Source organism: Rhodopseudomonas sp., from assembly GCF_036404135.1.
Classification (GTDB): domain Bacteria; phylum Pseudomonadota; class Alphaproteobacteria; order Rhizobiales; family Xanthobacteraceae; genus Rhodopseudomonas_A.
Genome location: NZ_DASWPE010000033.1, coordinates 1 through 2,607 on the forward strand (window position 1 = coordinate 1; position 2,607 = coordinate 2,607).

Below are 2,607 nucleotides of genomic sequence, written 5' to 3' on the forward strand. Positions count from 1 at the left end.
TGCGGATTCCGATGATCGCGCGCAGCCATTCCGATATAATGGCGCGCAGCGTTCCGAGATGATCGCGATCAGTGGCAGTCATCCGGTCGACATGGATTGGGTGTCAGTTTCGAAGGTGGCGGTCAATCGCTGATGGACGCCCTGGTGCGCCGCAGGCTTTCACCTTCGAGTTCGACGCGGTGAGCGTTGTGAAGGAGGCGGTCGAGGATCGCGTCGGCATAGGTGGAATCTCCTATGGCGTGATGCCACGAGGCCGTGGGGAGCTGGCTGGTCACGATGGTCGATTTCCGGCCGTAGCGGTCCTCGAGTATCTCCAGCAGGTCGTGCCGGGCCTGAGCGTCCAGGGGCTGAAGGCCCCAATCGTCCAGAATGAGCAGTTCGACGCTGGCGAGGCTTTTGAGCCTGCTGGCGATGCGGCCATCGCCTCGCGCGAGAGCGAGTTCGTCGAGCAGGCGGGTGAAGCGGACGTAGAGGACCGACCGGTTGTCGCGGCAGGCCTGGTGACCGATGGCGCAGGCGAGCCAACTCTTGCCGATGCCCGTCGGACCGCAGATCGCAAGATTGTCGTGGGCGTCGATCCACTCGCCGCTGAGCAGCGTTTCGAACAGGCGGCGCTCAAGCCCGCGAGGACTTCGGTAGTCGACATCCTCAGGCGCTGCCTGGTGCCGCAATTTGGCATAGCGCAGGCGCGCGCCGAGCCGCTTGTCGTGCCGCCAGATGGCTTCCCGGTCGAGCAGCAGCGCCAGCCACTCGGCATGGCTGAGCGTGGCGGCGTCGCCGTGCTTGTCGAGTTCGGTGAAGGCCTTGGCCATGCCTTGGAGGCCAAGGACGTGCAGTTGGTCGAGCGTCGGGTGGGTCAGCAAGATCGATCTCCTCAATGGTAGTATTTGGGCCCGCGGATGTTGGGGTGGTCGATGCCAACTTCGCCGGCGGTGCGCGGACGGCGAAGCGGCTCTCCATCGAGTTTCTTCTCGAGGATGGATTTGACGGCGCCATAATTGCGCGCGCCGATCTCGAGCGCGCGCAGCGAAGCGGCGTCGACACGGGCAGCGCCATAGGGACGCGCCAGCCGCATGATGCCGAGACAGGAACGGAAGCCGTGCTCCGGATGGGGTCGGTCGTGCAGGATCATCTCGCACAGCATTCTGACCGACGGCCCCAGCCGCCCGGCTTCATCGAGCAGGCGTTCCACCGTCCAGTCGCCGTAGCGGCGATGGCTGGACGGCATATGGTCGTTGATGGTGGTGTGATGACCGTTGCCGGATCCACGCATGTGCGAGGCGATCCGCTCGCCTTTCAGGAAGATCTCGATGGTGCGCGCCGTCAGGCGCACCTCGACCTGCGCCCGGGCATGACGATGCGGCACCGAGTAGAAATGCTTCGCAGCTTCGACATGATAATCGATGCCGACCTTGCAGCGGCGCCACTCTGCCAGGACATAAGGCTCCGCCGGCAACGCCTTCAGCAAGGGGCGGTCGATCTCCTCGAACAGCTGGCGCCTCGACCGGCCAAACCGCCGCATGATCTTATCGTTGAGCGCCGCCATCATTTCGGCGACGGCGACACGCAGCTCGTCCATGCTGTACCAGATCCGGTTGCGAAGACGCCCGAACAGCCAACGCTCGACGGTCCCTACGCAATTCTCGACCTTCGCCTTGTCGCGCGGGCGGTACGGCCGTGCCGCGAGCACTGATGTGCTGTAATGCGCGGCGAGCTCGGAATAGGTGCGGTTGACCTGCGGGTCGTAAAGGCACGCCTTGATGACCGCGACCTTGGCATTGTCGGGCACCAGAAGACGGGCCGCGCCGCCAAAGAAATTGAAGGCGCGGACGTGGGCGTCGGCCCAGTCCGGCAGCGTCTCGGTCCACGTCGGCCATGCGAAGGACAGGCTCGACGCTCCCATCACAGCCACGAACAGATGGGCCTCGCGGATTTCACCCGTCAGCCGATCGACCACCACCGGTACGGTGTCGCCTGCATAGTCGACGAATAGCCGATCCCCACCGAGATGCGTCTGCCGCATCGTAACCGGCAGACGCCCTTCCCAGGCGCGGTACAGCTCGCAGAACCGGGAGTAACGGTACCCGCCGGGCTCAAGCTCGATATACTCGTCCCACAGAACCTGAAGCGTGACGTGCTTGCGCTTCATCTCCCGGTTCACGGCCGCCCAGTCCGGCTCGGGCCGATCGCGCTGACCGCCCCTGGTCGCCGCAACGCCGTAGAGCTCCGCTTCGAGTGCGGTGTCCGTCAGCCCTTCCGGCAATGGCCATTCGAGCTTCGACGCCCGGAAACGCTGAAGCATCACACGGACACCCGTGCTGCCCACGCCCACCTGGCGCCCCACCTCCCGCGACGGAAGCCGCGCGTCGTACGTCAGCCTCAAAATCTCGCGCACCTTGCGCATTGCTATTCGCTCCGTCGGCATTGGCTGCTCCTCCAAGAGAAGCCGCCAGCGACGACCGGATCACACCGCCAAAACAAGCCGCATCTGATCGCGATCACGTCGGAACGGTGATCGCGATGATGTCGGAATGCTGATCGCCATCATGTCGGAACGATGATCGGCATCACCCCGGAATGATGCGCGCGATGATCGCGGAATCCGCA

The 2,607-nt window shown here is 64.4% G+C and carries 2 protein-coding genes; both read right to left on the reverse strand.

Annotation, left to right across the window (positions count from 1 at the left end; all coding sequences use genetic code 11):
- Window positions 1–122: 122 nt before the first annotated feature.
- On the reverse strand, window positions 123–863 hold the full coding sequence (gene istB, locus VGC77_RS03915) for an IS21-like element helper ATPase IstB (protein WP_331170261.1): 741 nt from the start codon (window positions 861–863) through the stop codon (window positions 123–125).
- An 11-nt stretch (window positions 864–874) separates the two neighbouring features.
- Entirely contained in the window at window positions 875–2,404 is a 1,530-nt protein-coding gene (gene istA / locus VGC77_RS03920; RefSeq protein ID WP_331170262.1) for an IS21 family transposase, read from the reverse strand.
- Window positions 2,405–2,607 lie beyond the last annotated feature (203 nt).